We start from the raw sequence: 1946 nt of genomic DNA, 5'->3' as shown, positions 1-1946 counted from the left end.
GCGCCTGCGGACGAACTGATCTCCCTGCTGCGGGAGTTCGCGGGTGAGCGGTTGCCGTCCTACATGGTGCCGTCGGCGGTCGTGCTGCTGGACGAGCTGCCGGTGACCGTGAACGGCAAGCTGGACCGCAAGGCCCTGCCCGCACCGGAGTATGCGACGGGTGGGGGCCGGGCACCGGCCGGTGTGCGGGAGGAGATCCTCTGCGAGGCGTTCGCCGAGGTCCTCGGCCTGCCGTCGGTCGGGGTCGATGACGACTTCTTCATGCTGGGCGGTCACTCGCTGCTGGCGGTGGCCCTGGTGGAACGTCTGCGAGTGCGGGGCGTGTCCGTGGCGGTGCGGGCGCTCTTCGAGACCCCGACGGTGGCCGGACTGGCCGTCGCCCAGGCCTCCGAGGGGGTCGCGGTGCCGGCGAACGCCATTCCCGTCGACGCGCGGGAGATCACGCCGCAGATGCTGCCGCTGGTGGAGCTCACCGAGGCGGAGATCGAGCTGGTCGTGGCCACGGTCGGGGGCGGCGCGGCCAATGTGGCCGACGTCTACCCACTGGCACCGCTCCAGGAGGGCATGCTCTTCCACCACATGATGGCGGACCGGGAATCCGAGACGGACGTCTACATGCGGCCGTCGGTGCTGGGATTCGACTCGCGGGAGCGGGTGGACGCCTTCGTGGACGCGCTGCGGAAGGTGATCGACCGGCATGACGTCTACCGCACGGCGTTCGTGTGGGAGGGCCTGGCCGAGCCGGTACAGGTGGTGTCGCGCCGGGTGGAGCTGCCGGTCCAGGAGGTCGTGCTGGACCCGCAGGGCCCTGACCCGGTGGAGCAGTTGGTGGCCGTCGGCGGGTCGTGGATGGATCTGACCAGGGCGCCCCTGATGACGGTCCACATCGCGGCGGAGCCCGGCAGTGACCGCTGGCTGGCACTGCTGCGGACCCATCACCTGGTGCAGGACCACACCTCGGTGGACGTGCTGCTCGGAGAGCTCCGGGCGATCATGTCCGGTCGGGGCGACGCGCTGCCGGAGCCGCTGCCCTTCCGCGACTTCGTCGCCCAGGCCCGCCTGGGTACGTCACGCGAGGAGCACGAGCGGTACTTCACCGAGCTGCTCGGCGACGTCACCGAGCCGACGGCGCCCTTCGGTGTGCTGGACGCGTACGGCGACGGCAGTACCACCCGCCAGGCACGTCTCGAGGTGGACGGGGAACTGGCCCTCCGGGTGCGTGAGTTGGCGCGGCGCGAGGGCGTCAGTGCGGCCACCGTCCTCCACCTGGCGTGGGCGCGGGTGCTGGCCGCGGTGAGCGGCCGGGAGGACGTGGTGTTCGGCACGGTGCTGTTCGGCCGGATGAACTCCGGTGCGGGCGCCGACCGGGTGCCGGGTCTGTTCCTCAACACGCTGCCGGTGCGCGTGCGGTTGGACGGGCAGAGCGTGGGCGGGGCACTGTCCGGTATGCGGCGCCAGTTGGCGGGGCTGCTGGTGCACGAGCACGCGCCGCTGTCGGTGGCGCAGCAGGCGAGCGGGATGACGGGCGGCAGCCCGCTGTTCACCTCGATCTTCAACTACCGGCACAACCAGGCCGGCGGACGGAAGTTCGACGACGGCTTCGACGGCGTCGGCGTGCTCTCCACGCGGGACCTGACCAACTACCCCCTGAGCATTGCCGTCGACGACGATCAGACGAGGTTCGGCCTGACCGTCGACGCGGTGGCCTCGATCGACCCGCAGCAGGTGGGATCGCTGTTGCAGACCTGCCTGGCCAATCTGGTCGCGGCCCTGGAGGAAGCTCCGGAGCAGACGCGGCTGGGAGAGGTCGGCGTCCTCGGTGACGAGGAGCGGGAACAGCTGCTGACCGGCTGGAACGACACGGGTGTTGTTGCTCCGGTGCTGTCGGTGGCGGAGGTGTTCGAGGCGCAGGTGGCTCGGACGCCGGATGCGGTGGCGGTGGTGTG

The 1946-nt window shown here is 71.0% G+C and carries 1 protein-coding gene; it reads left to right on the top strand.

Annotated elements, in window-relative coordinates; translation table 11 throughout:
- On the top strand, window positions 1-1946 hold a 1946-nt coding region (locus tag ABT095_RS38725; protein WP_350534332.1), incomplete at both ends, for a condensation domain-containing protein.

The sequence above is a fragment of the Kitasatospora sp. NPDC002227 genome, assembly GCF_040296285.1.
Lineage (GTDB): Bacteria > Actinomycetota > Actinomycetes > Streptomycetales > Streptomycetaceae > Kitasatospora.
Note: the sequence above shows the minus strand (reverse complement) of the source record. Positions and strands in the feature narration are given on the sequence as shown.